General features: G+C 60.5%; 26 protein-coding genes. 7 read left to right on the forward strand and 19 right to left on the reverse strand.

The features are described from left to right. Positions 1 to 278 precede the first annotated feature (278 nt). The 12 genes from OS190_RS17640 to OS190_RS17695 form a co-directional block, all read right to left on the reverse strand. The gene (locus tag OS190_RS17640) at positions 279 to 1,007 is read right to left on the reverse strand and encodes a DUF736 family protein (protein ID WP_267160037.1); all 729 of its coding nucleotides are present in this window, start codon (positions 1,005 to 1,007) and stop codon (positions 279 to 281) included. Positions 1,008 to 1,131: 124 nt separating this feature from the next. Further along, the gene (locus tag OS190_RS17645) at positions 1,132 to 1,434 is read right to left on the reverse strand and encodes a hypothetical protein (RefSeq protein WP_150282770.1); all 303 of its coding nucleotides are present in this window, start codon (positions 1,432 to 1,434) and stop codon (positions 1,132 to 1,134) included. Between the two features lie 100 nt (positions 1,435 to 1,534). Further along, on the reverse strand, positions 1,535 to 1,996 hold the full coding sequence (locus OS190_RS17650) for a DUF6915 family protein (RefSeq protein WP_267160038.1): 462 nt from the start codon (positions 1,994 to 1,996) through the stop codon (positions 1,535 to 1,537). Between the two features lies 1 nt (position 1,997). Continuing rightward, positions 1,998 to 2,384 (reverse strand): DUF6878 family protein, encoded by a 387-nt coding sequence (locus OS190_RS17655; protein WP_164193108.1) that lies wholly within the window; start codon positions 2,382 to 2,384, stop codon positions 1,998 to 2,000. 121 nt (positions 2,385 to 2,505) lie between these two features. Next, positions 2,506 to 6,768 carry a strawberry notch-like NTP hydrolase domain-containing protein gene (locus tag OS190_RS17660; RefSeq protein WP_267160039.1) on the reverse strand — a complete coding sequence of 1,421 codons (4,263 nt, stop codon included), beginning with the start codon at positions 6,766 to 6,768 and terminating at the stop codon, positions 2,506 to 2,508. 106 nt (positions 6,769 to 6,874) lie between these two features. Next, entirely contained in the window at positions 6,875 to 7,150 is a 276-nt protein-coding gene (locus OS190_RS17665) for a type II toxin-antitoxin system RelE/ParE family toxin (RefSeq protein WP_071974127.1), read from the reverse strand. Further along, entirely contained in the window at positions 7,137 to 7,436 is a 300-nt protein-coding gene (locus OS190_RS17670; RefSeq protein WP_044353023.1) for a type II toxin-antitoxin system RelB/DinJ family antitoxin, read from the reverse strand. Before OS190_RS17670 ends, OS190_RS17665 begins: the two co-directional genes overlap by 14 nt. 104 nt (positions 7,437 to 7,540) lie before the next feature. After that, positions 7,541 to 8,197, reverse strand: a complete 657-nt coding sequence (locus OS190_RS17675) for a DUF6927 domain-containing protein (RefSeq protein WP_267160040.1) — start codon at positions 8,195 to 8,197, stop codon at positions 7,541 to 7,543. Beyond that, the gene (locus tag OS190_RS17680; RefSeq protein ID WP_267160041.1) at positions 8,197 to 8,889 is read right to left on the reverse strand and encodes a regulator; all 693 of its coding nucleotides are present in this window, start codon (positions 8,887 to 8,889) and stop codon (positions 8,197 to 8,199) included. The genes OS190_RS17675 and OS190_RS17680 overlap by 1 nt, the downstream gene beginning before the upstream one ends. 76 nt (positions 8,890 to 8,965) lie before the next feature. Beyond that, the gene (locus OS190_RS17685) at positions 8,966 to 10,948 is read right to left on the reverse strand and encodes a ParB/RepB/Spo0J family partition protein (protein WP_267160042.1); all 1,983 of its coding nucleotides are present in this window, start codon (positions 10,946 to 10,948) and stop codon (positions 8,966 to 8,968) included. A 158-nt stretch (positions 10,949 to 11,106) separates the two neighbouring features. Then, entirely contained in the window at positions 11,107 to 11,496 is a 390-nt protein-coding gene (locus OS190_RS17690; RefSeq protein WP_267160043.1) for a DUF3768 domain-containing protein, read from the reverse strand. A gap of 169 nt (positions 11,497 to 11,665) precedes the next feature. Beyond that, positions 11,666 to 12,082, reverse strand: a complete 417-nt coding sequence (locus tag OS190_RS17695) for a MerR family transcriptional regulator (protein WP_267160044.1) — start codon at positions 12,080 to 12,082, stop codon at positions 11,666 to 11,668. Between the two features lie 72 nt (positions 12,083 to 12,154). Between OS190_RS17695 and OS190_RS17700 the strand changes: the two genes are divergently transcribed. Further along, positions 12,155 to 12,790 (forward strand): cation efflux transmembrane domain-containing protein, encoded by a 636-nt coding sequence (locus OS190_RS17700; protein WP_267160045.1) that lies wholly within the window; start codon positions 12,155 to 12,157, stop codon positions 12,788 to 12,790. Further along, complete coding sequence (locus OS190_RS17705) at positions 12,787 to 13,338, forward strand: methyltransferase family protein (protein WP_267160046.1); 552 nt, start codon at positions 12,787 to 12,789, stop codon at positions 13,336 to 13,338. The genes OS190_RS17700 and OS190_RS17705 overlap by 4 nt, the downstream gene beginning before the upstream one ends. Before the next feature lie 101 nt (positions 13,339 to 13,439). Here the strand turns inward: OS190_RS17705 and OS190_RS17710 are convergent, their stop codons facing one another. Together OS190_RS17710 and OS190_RS17715 are read right to left on the reverse strand one after the other, a co-directional pair. Continuing rightward, positions 13,440 to 14,378, reverse strand: coding sequence for an ArdC family protein (locus OS190_RS17710; RefSeq protein ID WP_267160047.1), 939 nt, complete (start codon positions 14,376 to 14,378; stop codon positions 13,440 to 13,442). Positions 14,379 to 14,418: 40 nt separating this feature from the next. Beyond that, complete coding sequence (locus tag OS190_RS17715) at positions 14,419 to 14,889, reverse strand: hypothetical protein (RefSeq protein WP_267160048.1); 471 nt, start codon at positions 14,887 to 14,889, stop codon at positions 14,419 to 14,421. Between the two features lie 293 nt (positions 14,890 to 15,182). Here OS190_RS17715 and OS190_RS17720 point away from each other — a divergent pair, with 293 nt between their 5' ends. Then, positions 15,183 to 16,385, forward strand: a complete 1,203-nt coding sequence (locus tag OS190_RS17720) for a Fic family protein (protein ID WP_267160049.1) — start codon at positions 15,183 to 15,185, stop codon at positions 16,383 to 16,385. A gap of 131 nt (positions 16,386 to 16,516) precedes the next feature. On the opposite strand, the gene repC is transcribed toward OS190_RS17720, so the two are convergent. The 3 genes from repC to repA form a co-directional block, all read right to left on the reverse strand. Beyond that, on the reverse strand, positions 16,517 to 17,752 hold the full coding sequence (gene repC, locus OS190_RS17725) for a plasmid replication protein RepC (protein ID WP_267160050.1): 1,236 nt from the start codon (positions 17,750 to 17,752) through the stop codon (positions 16,517 to 16,519). Positions 17,753 to 17,929: 177 nt separating this feature from the next. Continuing rightward, entirely contained in the window at positions 17,930 to 18,946 is a 1,017-nt protein-coding gene (repB, locus tag OS190_RS17730) for a plasmid partitioning protein RepB (RefSeq protein ID WP_267160051.1), read from the reverse strand. Then, positions 18,943 to 20,130: a plasmid partitioning protein RepA gene (gene repA / locus OS190_RS17735; RefSeq protein ID WP_027263652.1), complete on the reverse strand. Its 1,188-nt coding sequence runs from the start codon at positions 20,128 to 20,130 to the stop codon at positions 18,943 to 18,945. Before repA ends, repB begins: the two co-directional genes overlap by 4 nt. 313 nt (positions 20,131 to 20,443) lie before the next feature. Between repA and OS190_RS17740 the strand changes: the two genes are divergently transcribed. Together OS190_RS17740 and OS190_RS17745 are read left to right on the forward strand one after the other, a co-directional pair. Next, on the forward strand, positions 20,444 to 20,671 hold the full coding sequence (locus OS190_RS17740) for an AbrB/MazE/SpoVT family DNA-binding domain-containing protein (RefSeq protein ID WP_009815510.1): 228 nt from the start codon (positions 20,444 to 20,446) through the stop codon (positions 20,669 to 20,671). Next, the gene (locus tag OS190_RS17745; protein WP_057821969.1) at positions 20,661 to 21,056 is read left to right on the forward strand and encodes a PIN domain-containing protein; all 396 of its coding nucleotides are present in this window, start codon (positions 20,661 to 20,663) and stop codon (positions 21,054 to 21,056) included. Before OS190_RS17740 ends, OS190_RS17745 begins: the two co-directional genes overlap by 11 nt. Here OS190_RS17745 and OS190_RS17750 read toward each other — a convergent pair. Beyond that, positions 21,040 to 21,936 carry a recombinase family protein gene (locus tag OS190_RS17750; protein ID WP_057821971.1) on the reverse strand — a complete coding sequence of 299 codons (897 nt, stop codon included), beginning with the start codon at positions 21,934 to 21,936 and terminating at the stop codon, positions 21,040 to 21,042. The two genes, OS190_RS17745 and OS190_RS17750, sit on opposite strands and share 17 nt — an antisense overlap. Before the next feature lie 126 nt (positions 21,937 to 22,062). Between OS190_RS17750 and OS190_RS17755 the strand changes: the two genes are divergently transcribed. Then, positions 22,063 to 22,320 carry a type II toxin-antitoxin system ParD family antitoxin gene (locus OS190_RS17755; protein ID WP_203212423.1) on the forward strand — a complete coding sequence of 86 codons (258 nt, stop codon included), beginning with the start codon at positions 22,063 to 22,065 and terminating at the stop codon, positions 22,318 to 22,320. Next, entirely contained in the window at positions 22,317 to 22,652 is a 336-nt protein-coding gene (locus OS190_RS17760; RefSeq protein WP_203212422.1) for a type II toxin-antitoxin system RelE/ParE family toxin, read from the forward strand. Before OS190_RS17755 ends, OS190_RS17760 begins: the two co-directional genes overlap by 4 nt. A 6-nt stretch (positions 22,653 to 22,658) precedes the next feature. On the opposite strand, the gene OS190_RS17765 is transcribed toward OS190_RS17760, so the two are convergent. Next, positions 22,659 to 23,756, reverse strand: coding sequence for a tyrosine-type recombinase/integrase (locus tag OS190_RS17765; RefSeq protein WP_267160052.1), 1,098 nt, complete (start codon positions 23,754 to 23,756; stop codon positions 22,659 to 22,661). Positions 23,757 to 23,861 lie beyond the last annotated feature (105 nt).

Genomic DNA, 23,861 nt, shown 5'->3' on the forward strand with positions numbered 1-23,861 from the left:
GCTGCCTGCAGCTTCGAAACGGCGAGTGCCATGCTCCTGCCTAGAGCAACACCAATATATGAAGAAGCACGTTCCAGTGCAAGTCGCGCCCTCCAATTCCAATACCAACAACATTGAGCTCCGACACTCATTTGAGCCAACGAAACGGTTCTTGGGCCGCCGGAAAATATTTGCCAGGTTCCAGAATGTGCGGATCCTTTCAGTCGATCGAACAAAAAAAGGGGAACCGCGTTCCCGCGGTTCCCCTTGCCCCTCCAGTGTTGAGATTTGTCGTCCGATCATGCGACCAGCGACAGCCCCGCGCCTGCGTCCTGCGGCTGTTCACCGCTGTCGATGAACGGGATGATCGAGAAGGTCTGCCCGCCGCGCTGTTCTTCGTTCTGCACGGCGTTGACGCGCAGGTCGCCATCAGGCGTGTTGATCAGCAACGAAAGGTAGTCATTGCCCGTGCGGCTGCTTTTCGCCATCCAGGCCGAGCCGACGCGGATCGGTGCGCCCCGGGGCGAGCTGACCTCGATGCGGTAATCGGGGTGGGTCTCCTCGGATTTGTAGCTGTTCTCGATCAGCATAAACTCCAGATCGAACATCATGTTGGCGATGTAGCCGGTGAAGGCGTTGTCAGCGTCCATGGCGGTGAGCTCGCCCGAGATCGAGCCAGATTTCATCAGGCCGTTCGAGACCAGTGGGATGATCTCGAACGCGCCGCTCTGGGCCGCACGCGCCTCTTTCGTCTGCACCGCGTTGACCCGGAACGGGCCGAGGCCGACATCGATCTGCATCGAGATGTAGGGGTTGCCGCTGGTGTTGCCGGTCTCGTTCCAGGCCGTGCCGATGCGCACCTTGCGGCCTGATTTGTTGACTGCCGTCACGTCAAAATCCGGGCTGCGTTCGGACATCTTGGCCCGCGCCTCCAACTGGATAGCGATATCAAAGCGCGTCGAGTGGATCATGCCGGTGTACTGAGCGGCTGTGGTCTCGACATTGCGGGTGAGGGTTCCTGCGAACATGGGATGGTTCCTTTTGGATTGGCCGGTGTCTGACGTCCTTGCCAGCGCATCCGGGATTGCTTTCTCGACCCCTTGAGGGATCACAAATCAGAAAGCTTGCTTTCCTTTCAGCCCCGCCCACGGGTCAGAGCTGCCGTCCGAGTGGGAATGCCCCCACGCCTCCGGGTGCTACGCCCCTCCCCTGCCCGTCTGGTCTTGATTGGCTGCCCGGATTTTCCGCGCCGTCCTCCGATCGCGCGATGAAGAACTCCGTCTCTTTGCCGTTCAACCTTTGCCCACCCCGGTCGGTCAGGCCGATGCAGCTACCATTCGGCACGTAGGTAATGAGGTACTGACCGAGCCGGTCCTTGTGGACAACGTAGCCGGTATTGGCCCAGTGCACGGTCTGGCCGGCATCGACGGCCGCCTTGATGTCATCGAGTGTCATGTGATCCTCCTCAAGTAGAATGGTGGGGAAACGACGCAAGAAGCCCGATCTTCCAACCGGGCTTCCGTGCGGCATTCAATTGGCAAAAAGCCGGGTCCTGTCAGGCACCTTGCGTGGCTTGCGTCGCGTGCGCCGCCATCCAATCCTTCAGACCAAGAACCGTTCTGCCGGCGGCGACTTCAGATGCCCAGGCAACCCTTGGGTCGCCGCAGGGCTCATCGCCGACATGCCGGTCGATATGGCCATTGGCCATCCATGGCTCGGGCTGGATCCGTCGCAGCCAGTCCGCCATGCTCGGGATGCGGCCCTGGCAGTCTTCACGGACATGCTGCTCGCCGATCCAGCGCACGGGGATGTCCCGACCCGCGCTATTGGTCAGAGTCAGGCCGAAAACCCGTTCCGCCTCGAACAGGCCTTGAGCGTGGTGGCGCATGGCTCGGTGCGTAAAGAGCGCGAGGGGCTCTTTCGAGGCATCGAACCAGTCATGTATGGACTGATAGTCAGACGGCACCCCGCCGAATTTCCGGGCAGAGCTTTCAGCATGATGAAGCGGATGGGCCATCTCAAAGACCCTCGACATAGCTGTGCGAACATTCGACATAGCGGTCCGCGTGATCGAGGGTGATGCTGTCGTTGCGCAAGTCCCAGGTCAGCGTGCCGTAGCCGCCCTCGTTATTTTCGAACCCCGGGTGATGGTGATAGGCGAGCGACCAGGCGAAATCGCCAATCTCTGTGGCAAGCGCCTCCGGCAGTCGGACCTCTGCAGGCTGAACCGTCACATCCTCGACATTGCCGGAGTCGCCATAGCCTTCGTATTCGGCAGTCACCTCGCTGATGCCAAGCGCACGTAGTTGCGCGAGCAGCTCCGCTCGAGATGCCTTCAAGGTGGTTTCGCGCTCTGCACGCCACTGAGCCGCCATTGCGGCATAGTCGATCTGGGGATTGGTCATGGGTCTGTCCTCTTGTCTGAATTTGGGGGGCCGGGCGTGGCATTGGTCTGCCCGCGCCCGGAAAGCGCAGATCGCCAAGATCCCGATCCACGCCGCCCGACCGGAAGCTCGCTTTGACTTTTCAGGCGGCTTGTTCTGCCGCTCTAGCGGCTCCCTGCCCGACGATCAGAGCCAGAATGCGGCCCGTGTCGATCCCGTCCGCATGCGGCAGGAACACCCGCAACTGGAAGGCGATGATCTCCGTGAAACACCCCATGGCCTTGAGACCTTCAATCATGCCCCGATCCGCACCGCCCAACTCAAGGCGCATCTCGCCTGCGACACGACGACGGGTCAGGGTGAGACCCCGGCCGAGATCGACCGGCGCCGTGGTGCCGAGGGCGGCGGTCAACATCTCCTGCGGCGTTTGCGGGTTGGAGACGAGGAAGCGGGCGCGCAGCGCGGCCGCACCTTCCTCGCTCAGCGTACGCCCGATCATGGCGGTCGCCCCGTCCGGCGTGACCCTATAGATGCGCTCATTGGTGGTCGGAATGTCCTTCCAGATCGGCAGCAGCAGCCCGGTCAGCAGGTAGAGCTTGGTCGTGGTGGTTTTTGGCAGGGACGCAGCCTCGGCATCCCAAATCCGCGCAAACTCGGGCCTGTCGATCTCTTCCCAAGCCGAGGACTCGAACCGCGCCTCTTCGAGATAGCTCGACCCGTTTGGCCGCACCACCTTGCGCATGAGGGTGACGATATCCTCGTCATACATCTGCATGGGCCGCGCCGAGATGAGCGCCGCGCGACCCGAGGCGCGATTGACCATCGGCAGCTTGTCGGGGTTGCGCGACAGGGCGTCATCCGCCGACAGCACGTGGACCGGGTCCGTCACCTCAAGTCCGATGATCCGCGTCACGGCGCCAGATTTCGGGCAGGTCCAGAGATCTTCCGTGGAGACCTGTTCTATCTTGTCGCCGCGTAGGGTTTCCACGCCGAGATCGAGCGTGCCCGCCGCCCGCGCCCGTTCAGTCTGATCGGCAATCCGGCGCATGAACTCGGCAAAGAGCGCGTTCTGCATGTGGATGGGCAGGGCAAGCACCCGGTTGAGAAACCGCTGGATCGGCGGCAGCTCCTCGAGCAGCACCCCGTCCTTGTCGATCAGCCGCAGGGCTGTCCAGTCGGTGAAGCTCTCGTAGCTCATCGCCTCAGCGCGCCCGGCGGCAAGATCGGCGAAATACCCACGTAGTGCGGCCCGCGCGATCGGGCTTTCGAGATTGTCCTCCTCGCGGAACATGCCTTGCGAGCCGGTCTCGCGCTGACCCTTGGTCAAGGCCCCCAGCTGGTCGAGGCGCTTGGCGATCGTCGAGGTGAAACGCTTCTCGCCATGCACATCCGAGGTGCAGACCCGGAAGAAGGGCGCGCTGACCTGAGCCGAGCGATGCGTGCGGCCGAGCCCCTGGATGGCCGCGTCTGCGCGCCAGCCGGGCTCCAACAGGTAGTGCCGCCGCCGTTTCTGGTTCTTCGCTGTTTGCGCCGCATGATAGGACCGGCCCGTGCCGCCTGCATCGGAGAAGATCAGGATATCCTTCTCACCATCCATAAAGGCTTGGGTCTCTGACGAATTACTGCTGGCGGCGCGCTTTTCGATAAAGAGATGGCCATCCTCGGCCTTGAGGGGTCGGATGGACCTTCCTGTCACTTCGGCCACGGCATCGTCGCCAAAGGCCCAGAGGATCTGATCCAGCGCCGAAGGGATCGGGGCCAGTGTCATCAACTCCATCATGGCCGCATCGCGCAGGGCAAGCGCTTCGCGGGAGACAACCAGCGCCCCGGTCTCATCCCGTAAAGGTTCCACCACCATATTGCCGTCGATCTCCACGAGCTTTTGAGCATGGATTGGGAAGGCCTGTTCGAGGTAGCCCAGCACATAGTCACGCGGCGTCAAGGCACCCTCGACGAGTTCATCCTCTGGGTCCATCGTCTCAAGCCGGCGTTTCAGCAGGCTCTCGCCTGTCGAGACCACCTGGATGACGCAGGCGTTGCCCGCCGTGAGGTCATCTTCGATGGCGCGGATGATGGTCGGGGCCTTCATGCCCATCAGCAGATGATTGAAGAAGCGCTGCTTGGTGCTCTCGAAGCGGGACTTGGCCGAGGCGCGTGCGGCCGAGGCGTTGGTCGCACCCGAAGCGTCATTGACGCCGGTGGCGGTCAGCGCCACCTCGAGATTGTGGTGGATCGTCCGAAACGCACCCGCGTATGCGTCGTAGATCTCGATCTGCGCCGCGGTCAGCGCGTGTTCGAGCACGTCATATTCCACGCCATCGAAGCTGAGGGCGCGGGCCGTGTAGAGGCCGAGCGTCTTGAGATCGCGCGCGACCACCTCCATGGCAGCGACGCCGCCTGCCTCCATCGCCGAGACAAAGCTCTCGCGGCTCGGGAAGGGATATTCGGGGCCCTGCCCCCAGAGCCCCAGCCGCGCGGCATAGGCGAGGTTGTGCACGCTCGTGGCGCCCGTGGCCGAGATGTAGAAGACGCGGGCGCACGGGGCGGCAAGTTGCAGCCGCAGGCCCGCGAGGCCCTGCTGGGAGGGTTTAGCCCCCCTGCCCTGCTCGGACCCGGTCGCATTCTGCATGGCATGGGCCTCGTCGAAGGCTAGCACGCCCTCGAACCCCTCGCCCATCCAGTCGAGGATCTGGCTCAGCCGCGTGGTGCCGCATTTGCCCGCCGAGCGCAGCGTGGCGTAGGTGACAAAAAGGATACCGTCGCCCATCGGGATGGGCTGGTCCGGTTTCCATTTGGAGAGCGGCTGGATGTCGGCGGGCGAGCCTCCGAGGTCGGTCCAGTCGCGGATGGCATCCTCGATGAGCGTGGCGGATTTGGAGACCCAGATCGCCTTCCTGCGCCCGGCAAGCCAGTTCACAAGGATCAGCCCCGCGCATTCCCGCCCCTTGCCGCAGCCGGTGCCGTCCCCGAGGAAATACCCGAGACGATAGGCCCGTGCTTCCGGGTCATCATCTGCGCGCGTCAGCTTGGTCTGGTCGTCATCAATGGTAAACCGCCCCGGCAGGTCACGCCCATGGACATCATGCGCCATGATGATCGTCTCGAGCTGCGCCTCGGAGAGATGTCCCTGCTCGATCAACCGTCCGGGCAGACGCAATTCCGCACTGGCGGCACCTGAGGGCACCGGCGGCGCGACCGAGGCCATGGCGATGCTCTCGACCAGCGGCGTGGGATGTTCCTGCGCACCCGCGATCTCGATCCGCTGCGGGTGGTAGCGCGCATAGATGTCTGAGACGGGCGTGTTGTCGCGCGGGGTCTCAAAGCTTGTGAAGCTGAGCGGACGGACGGCATTGGCCCGGGATTTGGAGGCGGCGACAGGCGCAGCGGCGGTCTTGCGCGGGGCAGATGATGGAACGGTCGGTCGAGCATGAGGGATCGCTTCAGCCCGTTGGGCGGGGCGCATCTCGGGCCGGGTTGCGGCCACGGCGTCGACAAAAGGAAGGGCTTCATCCAGATCGCACACAATGGCGCGGATCATCTCGCCATCCTCCTGCACCTTGTCGAAGACCATGAGCTGGGTTTCGACAGAGGTGCCAAGCTTGCGGTAGACTTGCCCCGGAATCGTCAGCGCCAGTCGCGGCGTGAGGAGACCGCAGGCGCGTGACCAATGCGCGGCATCGCATTCGGGCGTGAATCCCGGCGGCATGATCGCCACAAGCCGCCCGCAGGGTGCCAGGCGCTTTGCAGCCGCGATGAGATGCTTGGCGGCGATATGCTTGTCTCGAGAGCGATCGACCGAGGAGGCGAAGGGCGGATTCATCACCACGACGTCGGGTAGAACCGGCGTCTGCAGCAGATCATCGATATGCTCGCCGTCATGGCCTGTGACCTCGCCACCGAAAACCGCGCGCAGGAGGTGCTGGCGAAAGGGGTCGATTTCATTGAGCACAAGCGTGGCACTGGCCCGGGCAGCGAAAGCAGCGAGGGCACCGGTGCCCGCCGAGGGCTCCAGAACGGTCTCGCCCTTGCGAATGGCTGCCGCCCGCAAGACCAGCGCCGCGAATGGCAGCGGCGTGGAAAACTGCTGCAGCCGGATCTGCTGCTCTGACCGACGCGTTTCCGTCAGCAGCCGTGAGGCAAGCCGCTTTGCAGCGGCGATATCACCTGCCGCGCCGTCCCCACGCAGCAGCACCTGAACAGCCGCAGCCTGCATCAGGTCATATGCCATGCGCCAGTCCCAGGCACCGCCGGCATCGCTGCCATGGAACGTCTCGCGCATGATACGCGCGAGCGCTGAACTGCGCAGGGGTTGGTGGTCGACCTCCGCGCCGATCTGCGCGAGGGCAGAGGTAAGGTTAGCGTCGGATTCAACAGGATTGGAGAGCGTTGAGAAAGGCTTGGACATGGGGAATTCCTTTGGATCAGGGTCTGAGTTCCAAAGGACAAAAAGCCCGCTCTACACTTTGAAGGCGTAGAGCGGGCAATTTCTCAGCGGGGGGCCTGCACCCCGATCATGGCCATTGCTGCGCAGCATGAAGAACGCGCAAAATGGTCACCATCTCAGGGCTTTCAGCATAAACCACGATGTAGTTCGGCCGAACAACCATCTCCCTAGTCCCGTCCACACGGCCCGCGCGGTACATCTGAGGGCGTTCTGGAAGGAGGGACGTCTTGTGTTCAATCTCGTCTTTGAGAACTTGGGCGGCATCCGGGTTGTCGTCAGAGATGTAGTCAATGATTGCCAGCAAGTCGGCTATGGCCGTAGCTTTCCATTCAAGATTTGGCAAGGCGCTTCCCGTCAATCAATGCCTGGGCGTCTTGCATCGCCTTGGCATGGGGCGTTGTGGGCCTTGGATCGTCCAGCGCTTCCTGTACCTTCGCCCTGAACCAGGCGTCATAGGCATCCGGATCAGCGGTCAATCCGGCAGGCAAGCCGCCTTCTGCGGCTACGCGGGTCAAAAGAATACGCACCGCGTCGGAGAGCGTCAGACCGACGCCCGCAAGTGCGTCCGAAGCCTGTGCTTTCAGCTGATCGTCAACACGGACATGAAGCATGGATGTTTGGGCAGGCATGGATGGTCCTCCAGTTGATGAGAGTGATGTATCTCATTTGAGATACGTTTTCAAGTCGGCGGTATGTGCGCGCGTTGTTTCGTCGTGTTGTCTCAGCGAGAAACTCAGCCACCCTGTCCCGCCAGGAACTCCGCCAACACAGGACTGGCCGCACCCTTCGCGGAACTGAGCAGCTCCGAGCCCGCAAGCGAGGCCCTAGAGAGCCGCACGAGCCCGCCGGTTTCCTCAATGCGGTAGCAGCGGCGGTTTTGCCGCCCCCGTCTGTAGTGCGTCGCTGTGACGATCTGGCAGGTGCTGCCATCGGTGAGCGTCACGGGCGTGGCGAGCCTGATCTTGTCGCCTTCCTCGTAGTCCGGGATCGCAGCCCAGTCCCGGCAACGCTGACGCCAGTCCTGGGCGTAGCTGTCTGGGTCTTTCAGCTCGGACAGCAGGGCCAACAGGATCAGTGGTGCGCGAGATTCGACTGGTCCTGCGCTTTCTTCCATGTCCTTGTAGCCCCAGCAGCCATCATCGTATCGGGTGAGGAAGACAGCCCCGAAAGTGATGGAGCCATCCGCATCGGTGACGTAGGTCGTGTCTTCGACAGGGGTGCCGTCGAGATTGGTGAACCTTGCCGCCGCATACCAAGTGGAGCCAACCTTACAGGCTTTGACCAGCTCGGTTTTGCGCGTGTCGCCATGAGAGGTGCAGAGCCGGGTGATTTCCGCTTTCTCATCCGCATAGGTCTGGACGCGGCGATCGGTATAGAAGAGCCAACCCATCACGCCGCCCTCCGGTCATCGGTTTCCATCAGCGCATCGAGCGGCACGCGATAGGGCTGCATGGCGTCGAAATCCTCGCAGCGTTTGTGGGAATAAGTTGAAGCACCAATACCCTGCCGCGCTGCGCGCTCTCGGGACATTGGTGCTGATTCATCCTCTTCGTATTCCCAAAACGCCGAATTGCCGCAGTTCTGCACGATCGCGAAGGTGTCGCAGGCATCCTTGAGGATGACCCGGAAGGTGCCGCCGAGGCCCGAGGGCACTTCGTAGGTTCCACCGATGAGATAATCCGAGGCCCGGCGCACGAAGACGCGGATGCTGTGACCATCGGTGGCGAGCCGGATCGCCCCCTGCCCCCGGTCGATGAGCACCTGCACGTCATCAAGGATGTCCGTGTAGAACTGGCCGGTCAGATCGCGAAACGCCATGCGGCGCTGCGCCATCCAATCGGTATCCCGAAACGGGTTCATGCCATCGGCGAAAGCGAAGGACGGATCGGCCTGCTCGGTCGTGACGATGCGGGTGGTCGTCCCATCAATACCGTTCGAGCGCAGATGCACGCCATTGCCGACGATCAGGATCAGGGCAGGCCTGTCCACGGGTCCGTTCCAATTGGGAAGGAAGGTCTTGCAGGCACGCGCATGGGCGATCTGCGCCGCGACAGCGGAGGCAGAGAACTTGAGAATAGCCATGGGGATGTCTTTCCGTTGGGTGTGGGAGGGTCGACCCGCGCGGGTGGCAAGATCCACGCGCGGGTCGCGTGAGGACTCAGGCCGCTTGCGCGACCTCGCTGTCAGGCTCCGGTGTTTCCGCAGCGGGCTCCGCCTCATCAAAGGCGAGACCGGCGGTCTGCATCATCGGCGGGCACCAGGCGGCCACGGCAGCGCGCTGCGCGTCGGTGAGCGTGGCGAAGGGTTCGGCGAAGAGCTTGTCGCAGAAGGCGACGATCTCCTTCTTGCTCGACGAGGCCAGCGTGACCGCCTCCTGGGCCAGACCCAGATCCTCGCCGAGGATCTTCAGGAGCCAGGCCTTTTTGAAGCGGTTGAAGAGCGCCGCATTCGGCGTCCAGTGGGCGCGGATGTCGGGCATGATCTCGATCTCGAACGCATGCATCAGGCTGTCGCGCTGGCGGTCCCGCGCGAAGCAGGACTGCGTGGTGCTGGCCGTGGCATAGGCCACGAGCTTGGCCTTCTCCCCTGCATTGAGCGCGCGAAACGCCGCGAATTGATCGGCGGGCGACCGGGCGTCGTCGAGCCAGGACAGATCGAGCGCATCATGCGTCGCCGCCACCTGTCCGAGCGAGGTCTCGTCGATCTCGTCCATCTTGGCGTGGGTCCGGTATTCCTGGCGGGCGTCGATCTTGATCGCCTGCGTGACGCTCATGCCGCTGCCCAGAACATCACTCACCAGCTTGAAGAGCGTCAGATCGAGCGTGGCCTCGGGATGCAGCGCCATCGCGGCCCCAAGGGCCATGGCCCGCTCGGTCTTGAGGTCCTCGGCCAGCGAGGCCGGGTAGGTGATTTCGCCGGCGTCCGGGGCCTCTTCCCCGGTCGGGTTGGCCGAGGAGCCGCGCGCGCCCTCCTCTTTGACGGTATCCTCGGGGCGCACGAGACCCACATGGAGGGTCACCTGGCCACTCGACCATGAGGCGATCACGCCTGCGCGGTCAAGGTCCTCGGCGCTGTAGGCTTCCTGCAGGTCGCGGGCTTCCTCTTCCAAGGCGTCCACGCGGTCGTAGAGCGCATTGTAGGCATCGTCTTCGAGCCCCTCATCCTCCATCTCGAGCTGGAGTTGCTCGAGCTCGGCGGTGATCTCGTCGATGCGCTTTTGGGCGGCCTCATCTGGCTCGATCGGGCCGGGATAGACGCGGCCGTAGTCGGCCATGGTCGCGTAATCATAGCGCACGATCGCATCCGCCCAGGCAAAGCCCAACTTCATACGGGCCTGCTCAGCGACCGCTGCGAGTTTCTCGAGCAGGATGGTCTTGACCAGCGCCGCATCCTCCAGCACGGAATGCTCTTCCAGGAGATCGGCCGCGATGGCCCCACCCCGCGCTTCGTAGTCCTCGCGCACAAAGGCCCCAATATCGTCACTGACCTGCACACCGCGGGATTTGAGCGCCTGACGCACAGTATAGGCCTGCAGGTAGCTGTCTTCCTTGGTCAGCGCCTGATAGACCTCCTTCTGCACCTGCTGGCTCGGGTGCTCAGCGAAAGCCTTCATTGTGTCGAGCGTGATCGTCTTGGCCCGGGCCGCCGCGCGGATGTCGGGGTGGATTAGGCCATAGCGCAACCGGCCTTTGACGGCGGCAACGGTGGTGCCGAAGGTCCTGGCGATGGTCTCGGGCGTCTGTCCGTCGACCTCCATCATCCGGGCAAAGGCCTCGAACTCGTCAATGGCGTTCATCGGGGCCTGGGTAATGTTCTCGGCAAGCGACAGCGCCGTGGTGACATCGCAATCCTCAGGGACAAGGCGGCAGTCGACCTTGGTTTTCGCGGTGAACCCCTTCTCGCTCTTGTCCGCGGCCAGTTCCTTCAGGGCGGCATGGCGGCGACCGCCTGCGAGTACGGCATGTTTGCCGTCGATCTTCTGAACCAGGAGCGGCTGGAGGAGACCCAGCACCGCAATGCTGGCTTTCAGATGTGCGATGTTCTCGGGGTCGTAGGTTTCGGGGGAGTTGCTGCGCACATTGGCGGGGTGAGCTGTCAGATCGCCGATGGCGACGGAAGCGGGATTGAAACTTGCGGTCATGGGATATCCTTCTTGGTGAGTTAGATGCGGCCCGCGCCATCACGCGCGTGACCAATCCCCGGCTTCAGGGATCACCACGACAAAAGGCCCGCTTTGCCTTTTTGGGGGCAGCGGGCCTTCATCGTCTGAGATGTCAGGGGGAGGCGTCCCCTGCCCTTCTACCAGTCCCGCGCCATCATGATGGTCAGCACGCGTATGGTGGTGGCGGGATTGTCCGGGATCTCGGCCCCATAGCGGAAGTCCGAGTCCGCCTCATAGAGATCGATTTTCCAGAACACGGTTTCGCCGCGGATCTCGACCGCCCCGAAATCATGCCAGCCTTCCGGGTCATTCTCAGGCTCGAATGTATCGAACGCACCGGTGGCCTTCACCGCCTCGGCCATGAAGCCGTCATCGGTCTCCATGAGCGAACGGGTCACATGCATGCGGCCTTGGATGGGCTGCGCGGGCGGCACTCCGAGGCATGCGAGCTTGCGAAACGCGTCGTTCTGCGCCGCAATCACGGTCGGATCCGGACGGTCTGGCAGGGGTTGAACGGTCATGGACATGGGGATCTCCTTTGAGAAGTTGAAACACCCTTCTCAAAGCCCGCTTTTTCTTTTCCGCTTGGCGGAGTGACCCAGACAAACCTACCCGAACCAAACAGTTCCGATAGTCCGCTGAGTGGGACTTTGCCGACGTTCGCTCTCGTCTGCCCTATGTCCGCATTTACAGCTTCTAGTGTTCCCGGTCGCACAAATTATGATCGGCCAGTGACGCCAATACATAGCAATCCTCCGACACGCCTTCTCCGTCGCAGCCCTTCGATATTCGGCTAAGTTCCTTTTCAAGTGTTTTAAGACGTTTGATCTTCGCGCGTACCTCTTCAAGTTGGGACGTGGCAATGTTTGTTGCCGCCTCGCACGACCGATCCGGATGATCCTGCAGTTCGATCAACGACGAAATCGCTTCAATCGAAAACCCAAGGTCACGCGCATGACGGATGAAGCTCAGCCGCTCCAACCCAGCTTTGTCGTATCGCCGTTGGTTACCGGACGTGCGTTCTGCCTCGGCCAACAACCCCATTTCCTCATAGTACCGGATTGTCGGGACCTTGACCTTTGTACGCTTTGAAAGCTCGCCGATAGAAAACATGAAGAAACCTCTTGAACCTCTAGTCACTAGAGACATTACACTATGAGCAGGCAAAGATGAAAGAGGATTCCCATGGCTGGTTGCTGCGGACATGATGCCAAGTTTGACGGCGTTTCAGATGATTACAAAAAACGGCTGTGGATCGTCATCGCGCTCAACGCGACGATGTTCTTTGTCGAGATGACAGCGGGTCATCTAGCCAAGTCTCAAGCATTGCAAGCGGACGCCCTCGACTTTGCAGGCGATGCGCTGACCTATGGGATTTCACTTGCGGTTATCGGGGCCTCGCTCCGCGCGCGGACGAATGCGGCTCTGTTCAAAGGCGTCAGCCTTCTGTTGATGGGCCTTTGGGTGTTCGGATCGACGGTTTACCGCGTCTTCTATGCAGGAGTTCCCACGGCTGATATCATGGGCATTGTCGGCCTTCTTGCGCTGCTCACCAATCTGGCAAGTGTCATGCTGCTGGTTCGCTTCAAGGACGGCGATGCCAATGTCCGGTCGGTCTGGCTGTGTTCGCGCAATGACGCCATTGGGAACGTGGCCGTGATGTTTGCAGCCGTTGGAGTATGGGGTACGGCGACCGGCTGGCCTGACCTGATCGTGGCAACCATAATGGCGGGATTGTTCCTGTCATCGGCCTTCCAGATCGTGCGCCAAGCCTTGGAAGAGCGACGCGAAATTACCCAGCATGAACATGAGGCCGCATGATGCCGACTGTGTTAGTCTTCACCGGGCTGATGATCGCGTCAGCTACGTTTGCCGCGATGCTTTGGTCCATCGCATATCCTGAACGCCGCCTTTGGCCGCCAAAGCGATATACCATGACCACTCCTATTCTGGTTTGGGTTCCGACATTCACCCTCTTTGGGATACTGATCGCCCTCGGAGTGATTGAATGGGGAAGCCTGCCAATCCCGACTTGGCTGCGGTTTGGCGTGGGCTTGCCCCTGATTGTTGCCGGGAACGTGGTCGTATGGTCAGAAGCTGCAAAGTTTGGTTTTGCCCAGACTGGCGGTGCAAAAGGAACGCTTCGAACAAGCGGTATTTACCGCTACTCCCGGAATCCACAGTACGTGGCGGATATCGCAATGATTGTCGGATGGACCGTGCTTTGTGCGTCGCCCGGAGCAGCTCTGATCAGTTTTGCCGGAATAGCCGTCCTAATCGCCGCGCCTTTTGCCGAGGAACCATGGCTCAAAAAACAATACGGTTCCGCATTCGAGGACTACAGGGCTACGGTCCGACGGTTCTTGTAGGTAAACGATCAAGTGCATATAGCAGACCTTCGCCATTGTGCGGCATCTTGGTAAGTATCGGGCTTACAGTTGCCATGTTCAGCTTTGCCGCAATAGGTCTGTTAAGCCGCCTCGGCGCTGCGCCCTGCCCTGCCTGTCTCTGACCTAGCGATCAGATAGTCGCAGGCGCGCTGCGCATCCGCGGCGTGCTTGAAAATCGCACCCTTGTCCGACCGAAGAACGCGCAACCAGTTGTGGAGGTAGGCCGCATTCATCTCGAACGTATGCGCCGTGAAGCCGAGCGTCTGACCCAGGAACACCGAGGTCAATTCCGCGACGATCTCCTCGCGCGCATAGGACGTGTTGCCAAACTTCGAGAACCCGAAATCACGGTTCAGTCGATGGGGGGCCTTCGTGGCATGGGCTAGCTCATGGGCCCAGACCCCGTAGAAATTGCGCGGGTCCTGGAACCGCGTGATGGACGGCATGTAGACCTTGTCCACGGGCGGCAAATAGTACGCCTCCGTGCCCGTGAAGACGGTTGTGATGTCGATGGCATCGAAAAACGCCTGCATGTGCGGGATGGGCTCGGACGGCGGATGCTCGGGCGCGGGCTCCGGGTCGGGGTAGAAACTGTCGGGCAGGCCATCGATCTGGCAGGCATTGAACACGCGGTAGGATTTCTGGAAGCGGAAGATGCGGGCTTCCTCGGAGTGATCATCCCCGTCGCTGCGGTCATCCTGGCCGCCCATGTCTTTGCGCCTTTGACCATAATAAACGACGACAGAGGACTTCTCGCCCTTGCGAACCTTTGCGTCCAACGCATTGGCTTGCGGCAGCGTCATCCAGAAAGGTGAGCTGTGGCCCGCCATCACGGTCCGCATCGTCAGCAGAAAGTTGTTCACCCCCTGGTAGGGCTCACCCCCCACGCGCACGGGGCGAGAGCTGCCGCCTGCGGTCCAGGGCTTGCGCCACGGCAGCACGCCGCGCTCAATGATACGGATGATTTCGTTTGTGATGACCTCTGAGGCATCGAATTTGGGCGTGCGGGATCGGGCCATGGCTGGCGTCCTTTCGAGTTTTGGTGAGAGGGAGTGGTCACTAGGTTGACCGACAGGGCCGCGGATCGTTGGTGATGCTCGCGCCGAGCTGTTCGGCCATGTCGATGTAGGTGTTCAGCGACACGGACCTGCCGGGACCCCAAGGTTCAGGGTCGACCGATCCGTCCCGCGTCACCCGCGGCAAGTTCGCGAAGGCGATGACGTCACTGATGGGTCGGATATCGATAAACTGGGTCCCTCGTGCGACCGCAAGAGTGGCCAAGGTAAAGCGCTCGATCGGCGCGAGAGTCAAAACAGTAGTCCAACCAAGATGGATGAATGTCCCGCCCTCTCCGCAGATCACATGCGCGTTTGGCAATGACGCCGCCTGCTTCAGATAGCCGAGGTCACGCAGGACAGTCTCGCGCTCGAGCCGTTGTGCCAGCAATGACTGGCCGGCTCGGCGTAGTTCCTTGTGTCGCCACCACGAGGCAGCGGTGGCGCGCAACACGCGCAAGACACCTGTTTGCATGGGAATGCCCTTCATCAGGAAAGACAGACCGGAATCCGGCCCGGACCTATCTGAGGGACCCCAAAGGCCCTCATCCGTCAGTCACAAAACCCGAAGAACGCTTTCTCTTTTTCCGGCCCCTTTGGGCACACAACAAAACCGAAAAGCCCGGCGCATCTGCCGAAGCCATTGATTTCATGCAGCAATTCCGGATCGGCACCCAAGATCGGCAACGTATATCGGCAAAACCTTGCCTGCGGCTCCGAAATGTGTATGTTTTTCAATTACTTTGCAAACACAGAAGATCGGCAAAAATGCTGGAAACACCCGCCAGAATCGAACCCTGCTTCTTCGAGGAGCATATTCCTACAGAACTGGCAGACCTTTCGGTCGACATCCAGAGGGAAGCCACCGGGCTGGGACAAGGGTTGCATCCTGACAGCGCAGCCGAACTTGCCGATCTCGTCCGTGTGATGAACTGCTACTACTCCAACCTGATCGAAGGACACAACACGCGCCCCCGCGACATCGAAAGGGCGCTGGCTGGCGCCGAGCTTGAGGAAGAAACCCGCCCTCTCGCCCTTGAGGCCCGGGCGCACGTCATCGTTCAACGGGCTATCGATGAGATGCATCGCATAGGCACCCTGCCCCGCCCCACATCTGTCGAATTCCTGACTTGGGTCCATAAGAGCTTCTACGATGAGATGCCTGATGAGTTTCGGGTCATCGAACATCCCGACGGCACACAAGAGCCCATCGTTCCAGGACGTATGCGCCAGGATGACGATCGGGAAGTTGCAGTCGGGCGCCACCTACCTCCTTCTTCGTCGCGGGTCGCGGCATTCATGGACCATTTCGACAAACGATTTCAGATTGCGGCGCGGTCTTCGAGCGGACGGATCATCGCGATCGCGTCTGCACATCACCGGCTGAACTACATCCACCCTTTCCCGGATGGTAACGGCCGTGTCAGCAGACTGATGTCTCATGCCATGGCCCTCACAGCGGGGATTGGTGGCCAAGGGCTCTGGTCCGTATCACGTGGGCTGGCCCGCGGGCTAACCGATCGGGGCGAGTACAAACGGATGATGGATCTGGCCGACAGTCCACTCCGCGGAGACCGCGACGGACGGGGGAACCTGTCAGAAGCGGCACTGAAGACGTTTAGTGAATGGTTCCTAAAGGTGACGCTCGATCAGATCATCTTCTCAGCAAGATTGTTCGATCTCGGCGGACTGGACCAACGGTATCGTCGTCTTGTTGCAGATACCATCGATGACAAGCGTGCGCCGGAACTGATCTCGGCGGTACTTCGGCATGGCGCACTGGAACGAGGCGACGCGCAGATTGTGCTCAAGACATCCGAGCGCACTGCTCGCAACACACTGAGTAAACTGACTGCCGCCGGATACCTGACCTCCGCATCTCCGAAGACTCCGGTGCGGTTGGCGTTTCCGTTGGACTACCGGGAACGTCTTTTCCCTAACCTGTTTGGCGATGGTGACCTGCCGGCGTGACTGGCAACCGAAGGACCCTGTTTCTGGCCAAGTCCGCGAGCGCAGCCTCTGACCGTGTTGGAAAGAAGTTCACAACTGTGAACTATCCCGAGCTATCCTACTTGTCAGCCGAGTTCACAGCTGTGAACTCATCATGCAGCATCCCGCCGCATCAAGGCCATGATCATCGGACCGCAGGAGAACTCCCCAATTGCTGCCTTTGAAGATAGGGTTCTCAAGTAGCCTCCAGGTGATCGGATATCCGCAAACCGTTCAAGCATTGCAACGATCACAACAGACGCTTCTTCGGGACCCATATAGCGTTTGGCCTCGTCCCACGCGGACGGGGAAATACCCATCATGGGCCTGACCACATCAGCCACCCGGACCAGATCGTGCCAGTGGCGCACGGGCTGCTCGGAATACGCTTTGAATTCCTGACAGGAGGCGAGGACGAGACCAAGCGGTATGTTCGGCATCAGTTGATCGTCAATAGTTGCCGTTGAGTTGCCCTCATCTTCAGAACACAGAGGGCTATTGGCAACTTCTGGAGTTTCGCGCACAGCGCCGCCGTCCCGCGCTTTTTTTAAGCGAGGTTCAAGATCATAAGAGTCTTTATTTGAATTCTGATAGTGCTGCTCAAAAACAGCATCATTGGTGCTCATATTTTCTGTTTCACAGCCATCCAGAAGGCTTCGGGCGTGATCTAAAGCTGACCCCAAAGCGTCTTCGATGCGCCTAAGGTCTTCCATTTCGAGTTTTCTGCGAAGATCTCGGGCCGTTAGGGCCGCAAGATCAGAGAATTGGTCCCAGACGCCTTGATCCGGACGAAGTGAGCGCCCGTACTCGGCCAGCCCTGCGAGGTCACGCCGCATGAGGCTCACAGTGGCACGTAGGCGCTTGTACCGCTCTTCTGCGGCCCGGACGGTCTCAGCGGCCTCACAAACCTCCTGGAAGCGTCGAACGAGCGGAGAGAGGTCGAACCCAAACGCAACCTTTTCGTCGCCGTAGCGGCGGGCATAGCGCTTCCCATTGGGGCTATCGCGCCGGACAACAAAGCCAGTCTGCACAAGGTTGGAGAGGTGGCGCCGCATCGTCGAGCAGGGCATGCCGTTCAGGCGCTCGCAAATCGCCTTGTTGGACGGATGTACAATCAATTCGCTGTCATTGCCTCCGAGAATTGTCGCTTGGTGAAAGCTGACCAGCGCCTGAAGCACCGTCAAATCCCGATCGGACAAGCCGAACGCGACTCGAGCGGCAGCGAGCTCCCTCAGGACCTCCCACTTGTTGGCGCCGGCTGGGGGCAGGTCTTCCTGGGTCGCTGCCTGATGTTTCAGGATGGCAGCATCTATCGTTCGCCGGAACGGCGTTACGGGCGTGTATTCCATTTTGTCATTCACGAAGACAAAAATATCCCGGTCCGCGAATCACTTTGGACTTGCGGAAAATAGCTCCGGACACTACCTTGAAGGTGCTAGAAACAAGTTAGGGTCTCGTGGAGTGGTCGCTTTGCGGGACCTTTTCTTTTGCCTTTTCGTGCCTCCTTCTTTGATTTCTGCTCTTCCTCAGTCTTCCGACCGCTGCTTCCAGCGTTCGTGAAGGTCTTCAATCATGTCATGCACTTGCGTCTCGACCCAATCGGCGAAGTCTCCACCCGTCAACTCGATCGATAGGCCCTTGGCAGTGCGTTTGACCGTGCCGCCGCGTTTGCCGCCGATCTTCAGCGGGACGCTGGAAGGTGGGGCAGGGGAGGGCGACTTGGCCGGTTTAATCGCCTTGGTCACAGCCTTTTCTACGGCCAGGAACGCTTGGATGGACGGGTCATTGGTAGAGGCAACGTCATCCACCACCATGGAGGTCTCGGCATTTTCACGTGCCTCTTTCGCGATCCCGATAAGGTCCTCGCGGTCCAGACCATTCTCGTCGATGGCCCGACCAAGGGATTCCCATCGGGGTCGGCCAATGCCATGGGCGGCGCCAATGGCGCGTACCAGATCCGGCCCGACCATGTCCGCGATCGCGATCGCCATAGATATGGACGACTTCGTGACGGTAAGAATTTCTGCAACTTGAGATTGATTTCCGAAGCCGGACGACACAAGGTCCTTTGCGAACAGGGCCTTTTCAATAAAAGACAAATCGCGCCGCCCCATGTTCTCCGAAATCTGAGCACGCAGAGCGCTGTCGTCATCCAGGTTGGTGACTAACGCGCGAACCTTGGTAACCTTATCGGACTGACGGATCGCCTCCAGCCTGCGTCGCCCATAGACCAAAAGGTAGCGATCATCTTCACCCGGCGCACGTCGCACGAGGATCGGAACAGTCTGACCGTTCGCCTCAATCGCATCGCGCAAATCCAGTACATCGGCCGGGTCAAGCCGGTCCGCCATACGCCCGTCTTCGATGCTCGCCGGGTCCAGTTCCCAAACATGATGGGAATCGACCGCGTCGCGGGCGGACCGAAGGGCGCGATTCGAGGTCATCATCGGTGTCACAACACCTGTCTGAGGGGCAGGGGAGGGGGCCCCAGCTGCCGCGAGACTGTCCAGCATTGACATGCGCTTCTTCTTGCCACTGGTCATGTGCGCCCCCAGGTTTTCTGGATTAGGTCGGCGATCTCGTCATTCAGCGTATTCAGGCTCTCAATCGCGCGATCATAGGTGGAACGCGTGAACGCGCTGCGTTCCACTTCATAAAGTGTCTGCTTGGTCAGGCCCGCATCTGAGATGGCTGTGGACTTCAACATGGGCGAATTCAGCACGGCTTCGCCGTACATTGTTCGCAGGAAAGCCACGATGCGGTTCTGCGGCGCATCCTGCGGCTCGTAGCGGGTCAAAACATAGCGCATCCAGTCATGAGACATGTCAGCGCCGCTCTCGGCGATCACGTCCATGAGGTCGGCTGTCATGCGGAGGAATTGCGACATGGACATCACATCGAGCATCTCTGGATGGATGGTCACCAGAACGCCCGTGGCCGCGGACAGGGCGGACATGGTCAGAAAGCCAAGCTGCGGAGGGCAATCTATGACGACCACGTCGTAGTCCTCATCGACCTGGGCCAGCGCCTCCTTCACGCGGAAGAAGAAAAGTCCGGCATTGCCCTGCGCCAGCGCGCGCGGGGTGTCGTGCTCGAACTCCATCAGTTCGAGGTTGCCGGGGATCAAGTCCAAATTGGGGATATAGGTCTTGCGGATGACCGACCGGATCGGCTCCGGGTCCTCATAGCGGATCGCATCGTAGAGAGTGCCGCCATCTTCGAGGTCCAATTCCGGCTGAACGCCGTGCAGCGCGGTGAAGGAAGCTTGTGGGTCAAGATCAATGCCCAGCACACGATATCCGCGCAGGGCAAGCCGTTGGGCGAGATGGGCAGAGGTTGTTGTTTTTCCGGACCCGCCCTTGAAATTCATCACGCCGATGACCTGAAGATGATCACCTTCTCGTCGTCCGGGAACGTAATCGCCCGGCTTGCGAGCGGTTTTTTCAAGGAGTACACGCAGCGCCTGGATATCCTGCGCCGAGTAAAGACGACGGTTGCCGGCGGTAAGCTCGGGAGAAGGCCCTTTGCCATCCAAGTTGAGTTTGCGAAGATAGGAATCGTTTACGCCGAGCAGCGCCGCAGCCTCACCAGAGGTGAATTTGCGCATGGTCTTCTCGGCATCGGGTGGAAACAGGCTCTCACGTTGCGAATGCAACTGGTTCGCCAGCCATTCCGAATGCTGGCGGATCACCGCGTTGAGATCCTCATGCACAAAGGTATTATCCATCTGCCCTCTCGCTTCCGAGACATCGCGTCTTTGGCGTGTTCACGGAAATTGACGTTTTTTGCCTCGTTTCCGTGACTATTGGCGCAAGAGTCGGATTCGCGCAAGGTTTTTCCACATCTAGTGGGCGAGTCGTCACCGAACACAAGGCTGTTAGGCTTCCTGCTGCATGGTGTAACGCACCGCATCTCACGAAAAGGGACAGGGGAGAACTCTTGCCGGAGGGCTCCAGCATGGCTTTGAGCGCACCAGAGCTTGCCTTTTGGCAGTTCTGGATATACATTATTGGATGTTTATCCATGCCTGAGAGGACAAGATGCAAGTTGCCAAATGGGGAAACTCCCTTGCCGTCCGGCTACCCGCGGATCTTGTGAGGGAACTCGGCTTAAAGGAAGGCGATCAGGTCGACCTGGTAAAGGACGATGGAACCATTCTTGTGAGACGCCAACCTCGCGCCGATGAAGTTCTACAAGGGCTAAGGCGGTTTCGCGGAAAACTGCCCAAGGACGCGCGTCTAAGCCGCGACGCCGCGCATGAGCGCTGAATTCGCAGACACGAATGTTGTGCTCTACCTGCTCGACGATGGTCCAAAGGCTGAGAGGGCGGAGGAAATTCTGGGGCAGGGACCCCGGATCAGCGTTCAGGTCCTGAACGAAGCGATGGTCAATTGCCGACGGAAAGCTGGGCTCAGTTGGGAAGATACCGGAGCGTTTCTTGAGGGTATTAAGTCCTTATGCCCTGTCGAGGGCCTAACGGTTCAAACCCATCAAGTCGGTCGCGCGTTGGCAGAGAAGTACCAGTTATCGGTCTATGACGCGATGATCGTGTCTGCCGCGCTGATCGCTGGGTGCACGACGTTGTGGACTGAGGACATGCACGACGGATTGCTGGTCGAGGATCGGCTGCGCATCGTCAATCCATTTGCCTGACCAGCAACCCAAGTCGCTCCGCCCGTTCCAACAGCATCCTGACGGATGACGGTTGCCAGCTTGTACGTCCCCGTGGAGTCCGCTCACGCATGGCTTCCAACCGGTCGCAGATCGCCTGTAGCGTGATATCCGGGTCCGAACCTTTGATGGCCGCAACAATCGCAGGCAGGCGATCGTCGGTTTCGCGACGTCCAGCGCGTCCAAGCACTTCATCGGGCAGGAACCCGTCTCGCACATATGCTTTCACGGCGCGGAGCAGGCGGCTTTGCGTCCAATGGCGGCTGTGGGGTAGGGGGCCATTGATAATCCGCAGAACGTCTTCCCATGCCATATCGGGGCGCAAGCGGCGCACATGTGGCACCCAATCCTGCGCGGTTTCGTTCAGGCGCGCCATGTAGCCGTCCTGTCGTGCCAACCGCACCTTGCGCAGCGCGGCGGGGTCCTTGGTGCGAAGCCCGGGATTGCCACCAACGCGACCTTTGGCGCGTGCCGAGGCAAGGCCCGCCTTGGTACGCTCGCGGATCAGAGCGCGTTCGAACTCGGCCGCGGCGCCCAGAACCTGCAGCGTGAACTTTCCTTGAGGGGAGGCGGTGTCGATTGGATCCTGCAGCGAGCGGAAGAACGCCCCCTTGCCCTCCAGTCTTTCGATCACCTCAAGCAAGTGCGACAAAGACCGCGCAAGCCGGTCGATCCGCACGACGACCAGCGTGTCGCCCTTGCCAATCCGCTCCAGCACACGTGCAAGCACCGGTCGCGCCCGATTGCCACCTGAGGCGTGCTCTTCAAAGATCTCTATGCAACCCGCAGATTGAAGGGCCTCGGACTGGGGCAGGGGGGTCTGATCCTCTGTGGAGACGCGCGCATAGCCTATCAGGGGCATGGAAAATAGCCGTTTGCAATTTTATATATTGCCAATAAACGACCCGTTGGAAACGGCGAAGCAAGGCTCCCTAACATTGACCGAAACCTCGCATTGGCATATATTGCCAATAAGGAGATTTGTTCCATGGTGACACGCAACGTTGTTCTGACCGAAACCCAGGACCAGCTGGTTCAGGCTCTGGTCGCGTCCGGCCGCTATCAGAATGTGAGCGAGGCTCTGCGCGCGGGGCTGAGATTGCTTGAGCAGGAAGAGGCTCAACTGGTCGGTATTCGTGGCGGCCTTTTAGAAGGTCTTCAGCAGGCAGAACGCGGTGACTTGGCCGAAGGGAGTGGGGCGGATGCGGTTCGCCGGGCCTTTGCGAGGGCACGGCCAACGACATGAGTCGATCTTTTCGGCTAACACGTCGCGCAGAAGAAAGCCTCGTTGAGATCGCCCTCTGGACCATCGAGACATTTGGGCCGGGGCAGGCGGATATCTACGAGGCGGAACTCCTTTCCCGTTGTGATGCTATCGTGAATGGGCAGGCACATAGCCGAAGCTGTTCGATCTTGGTCGATGACGCTGCAGACCTCAGATACTTGAGGGCAGGGGAGCACTTCCTGGTATTCCTGGATCTGCCTGAGGAGGTCATCATTGTCGATATCCTGCATTCCCGCAGCGATCTGCCGCGCCACATTGCGGCTCTGACAGCACTTAGACGCAATGAAAGTTGAACTTATTCAAAGACCCGCAGCCCTGGTCAGGTTCACGCGGAACCTGTCGCGGCGGCGCTGGTAGCGACGGGTCATCTCGGCCGATGCGTGGCCAAGGTGTTTCTGGACGTAGCGCTCATCGACTTCGGCGCTACTGGCAAGGCCTGCGCGCAGGCTGTGGCCGGAGTAGAGGGCGAGGCGGTCTTTCTCGGGGAGCTCGGAGCGGATGCCCGCGTCCAGCACCGTGCGCTTGATCAGGCGCGCGACGTGTTTGTCATTGAGTCGCGCCTCCAGTGCGCGCTTGCCGTCCCGCGAGGTGCCGACGAACACCGGCCCAAAATCAATTTTGGCAAAGTGCAGCCATTGCTCAAGCGTGTGAACGGGGCAGGTTTGTTCGGACGATCCGCGCCCGATTTCGACCTCGCGCCAACCGGTCTTGGCATCAAGAGTGAGCAGAGCGCCTTTATCGAAGATTTGAATCCAGCCACCGCTGTCCGGCGTGTCGTCCTTTCCGCAATCCAGGCTGACGATCTCACTGCGGCGCAGTCCGCCAGCATAGCCCAGCAGCAGAATCGCCCTGTCCCTGAGCCCGCGCAGATCAAAGGGCAGGGTCGCGATCATGGCGAGGATGTCCTCGGCCAGGATCGCCTCTTTCTGCACCGGTGGGCGCGCATGCTTGCGCTTGATCCCAGCCAAGACGCTTGCGATGTGGCGGTTCTTGCGATCGAGAACGAACCCTCGCTGTGCGTAGTTCCAGGCGAGACCGGACAGGCGGCGGTCGATTGTACTGACCGATAGGGCAGGGGAGGAGCCCGTCCCGGACGCCAGATCCGCAAGGTATAGCCCGATCATTTCCGGCGAGGGAGGCAGCAGCTCCGCGCCCTTCATCCGGCACCAGCGCGCGAAGTGCATCCAATCCTTCGCGTAGGCCTTCAGCGTGTTGTCTGAGGCCGCTGCGCGCGCATAGTCGCGGGCTGTATCGACCAAACGATCGAGCGTGCCTGAGCCCGCCACAAAGGAAGGCAGGCTCAAGGACTCGCCGTCAGGACGATCTCTCTCGTTCTCCTCGTTGCCGGAAGACACATTTGGCGGCTCTGAGGTCGATTTCTTGGTGTTTTCTGACATGGCGCTGAGCATAGTTATTGATGTCCGATAATGCAAACTTATTGGACATAGTGGACAACGGTAAGGTGGGGCGGTTTGTACTTTATTTGGTAGGCAAAAGCGCCG

It is taken from the genome of Sulfitobacter sp. F26204 (assembly GCF_026410305.1).
In the GTDB taxonomy this organism is placed as follows: domain Bacteria; phylum Pseudomonadota; class Alphaproteobacteria; order Rhodobacterales; family Rhodobacteraceae; genus Sulfitobacter.

Excerpts from the sequence above, each read along its gene's own strand:
- OS190_RS17640 (WP_267160037.1), bottom strand. The coding sequence starts at position 1,007 with ATGTTCGCAGGAACCCTCACCCGCAATGTCGAGACCACAGCCGCTCAG.
- OS190_RS17675 (WP_267160040.1), bottom strand. The coding sequence starts at position 8,197 with ATGGGTTGGCTCTTCTATACCGATCGCCGCGTCCAGACCTATGCGGAT.
- OS190_RS17740 (WP_009815510.1), top strand. The coding sequence starts at position 20,444 with ATGCAAGTTGCCAAATGGGGAAACTCCCTTGCCGTCCGGCTACCCGCG.
- OS190_RS17645 (WP_150282770.1), bottom strand. The coding sequence starts at position 1,434 with ATGACACTCGATGACATCAAGGCGGCCGTCGATGCCGGCCAGACCGTG.
- OS190_RS17755 (WP_203212423.1), top strand. The coding sequence starts at position 22,063 with ATGGTGACACGCAACGTTGTTCTGACCGAAACCCAGGACCAGCTGGTT.
- repB (WP_267160051.1), bottom strand. The coding sequence starts at position 18,946 with ATGACCAGTGGCAAGAAGAAGCGCATGTCAATGCTGGACAGTCTCGCG.
- OS190_RS17745 (WP_057821969.1), top strand. The coding sequence starts at position 20,661 with ATGAGCGCTGAATTCGCAGACACGAATGTTGTGCTCTACCTGCTCGAC.
- OS190_RS17660 (WP_267160039.1), bottom strand. The coding sequence starts at position 6,768 with ATGTCCAAGCCTTTCTCAACGCTCTCCAATCCTGTTGAATCCGACGCT.
- repA (WP_027263652.1), bottom strand. The coding sequence starts at position 20,130 with ATGGATAATACCTTTGTGCATGAGGATCTCAACGCGGTGATCCGCCAG.
- OS190_RS17700 (WP_267160045.1), top strand. The coding sequence starts at position 12,155 with ATGGCTGGTTGCTGCGGACATGATGCCAAGTTTGACGGCGTTTCAGAT.
- OS190_RS17655 (WP_164193108.1), bottom strand. The coding sequence starts at position 2,384 with ATGACCAATCCCCAGATCGACTATGCCGCAATGGCGGCTCAGTGGCGT.
- OS190_RS17760 (WP_203212422.1), top strand. The coding sequence starts at position 22,317 with ATGAGTCGATCTTTTCGGCTAACACGTCGCGCAGAAGAAAGCCTCGTT.
- OS190_RS17685 (WP_267160042.1), bottom strand. The coding sequence starts at position 10,948 with ATGACCGCAAGTTTCAATCCCGCTTCCGTCGCCATCGGCGATCTGACA.
- OS190_RS17715 (WP_267160048.1), bottom strand. The coding sequence starts at position 14,889 with ATGCAAACAGGTGTCTTGCGCGTGTTGCGCGCCACCGCTGCCTCGTGG.
- OS190_RS17710 (WP_267160047.1), bottom strand. The coding sequence starts at position 14,378 with ATGGCCCGATCCCGCACGCCCAAATTCGATGCCTCAGAGGTCATCACA.
- OS190_RS17690 (WP_267160043.1), bottom strand. The coding sequence starts at position 11,496 with ATGTCCATGACCGTTCAACCCCTGCCAGACCGTCCGGATCCGACCGTG.
- OS190_RS17750 (WP_057821971.1), bottom strand. The coding sequence starts at position 21,936 with ATGCCCCTGATAGGCTATGCGCGCGTCTCCACAGAGGATCAGACCCCC.
- repC (WP_267160050.1), bottom strand. The coding sequence starts at position 17,752 with ATGGAATACACGCCCGTAACGCCGTTCCGGCGAACGATAGATGCTGCC.
- OS190_RS17765 (WP_267160052.1), bottom strand. The coding sequence starts at position 23,756 with ATGTCAGAAAACACCAAGAAATCGACCTCAGAGCCGCCAAATGTGTCT.
- OS190_RS17705 (WP_267160046.1), top strand. The coding sequence starts at position 12,787 with ATGATGCCGACTGTGTTAGTCTTCACCGGGCTGATGATCGCGTCAGCT.
- OS190_RS17670 (WP_044353023.1), bottom strand. The coding sequence starts at position 7,436 with ATGCCTGCCCAAACATCCATGCTTCATGTCCGTGTTGACGATCAGCTG.
- OS190_RS17720 (WP_267160049.1), top strand. The coding sequence starts at position 15,183 with ATGCTGGAAACACCCGCCAGAATCGAACCCTGCTTCTTCGAGGAGCAT.
- OS190_RS17680 (WP_267160041.1), bottom strand. The coding sequence starts at position 8,889 with ATGGCTATTCTCAAGTTCTCTGCCTCCGCTGTCGCGGCGCAGATCGCC.
- OS190_RS17695 (WP_267160044.1), bottom strand. The coding sequence starts at position 12,082 with ATGTTTTCTATCGGCGAGCTTTCAAAGCGTACAAAGGTCAAGGTCCCG.
- OS190_RS17650 (WP_267160038.1), bottom strand. The coding sequence starts at position 1,996 with ATGGCCCATCCGCTTCATCATGCTGAAAGCTCTGCCCGGAAATTCGGC.